The sequence below is a fragment of the Bradyrhizobium campsiandrae genome (genome assembly GCF_014529705.1).
Taxonomy (GTDB): Bacteria; Pseudomonadota; Alphaproteobacteria; order Rhizobiales; family Xanthobacteraceae; genus Bradyrhizobium; species Bradyrhizobium campsiandrae.
This window is the reverse complement of record NZ_JAANIH010000187.1, coordinates 1-537: the sequence shown is the minus strand read 5'-3', so window position 1 is coordinate 537 and position 537 is coordinate 1. Positions and strand designations below refer to the sequence as shown.

Annotated in this window: 1 protein-coding gene; it reads left to right on the top strand. The window is 49.7% G+C overall.

Annotated elements, in window-relative coordinates:
• The coding region (locus tag G8O24_RS47080; protein WP_202988824.1) for a transposase at positions 1-519 on the top strand (519 nt) is incomplete at its 5' end.
• Positions 520-537 lie beyond the last annotated feature (18 nt).

Sequence of the window (537 nt, the reverse complement as noted above, 5' to 3'; positions counted from 1 at the left end):
ACGACCCAGCCCCCTGTCGCGCGTCAGACCAAAGCAAACTCACTTCCGTCCTGCCGCCCCCACTTCTTTCCCAAACTGTTTCGAGACCCAGGATTCTGCACCCAAAAGAGGTCTGGAAAGAGTTCTTCTGGCTTCTCCAAAAACACCTACTATCGATTCATGCAGAACCCACATATCAACTGGCTTCGCTTCACTATTCTGCTAGCTGAGAAGATCATCAATGAGCATCTGAAAGATCTGACCTCTGACCAACGTGCCGATTGCTTCGTCTTTGACGATTCGCTCTACTCTAGAACTGGATACAAGAAGACTGAGCTGGCTGCCAAAGTATTTGACCACGTTTCGATGACCTACAAAAAGGGCTTTCGGATGATGACCATGGGTTGGACTGATGGCTCCTCCTTTGTCCCAATCGCTTCATCACTCTTGTCCTCAAAGAACGATCAGAATGTCATCGGGACGACCAAGCAGATCGACAAGCGCACCATCGCGGCCCAGAGGCGGATGATTGCCCAATAAAAGTGTACAGTTGTCATT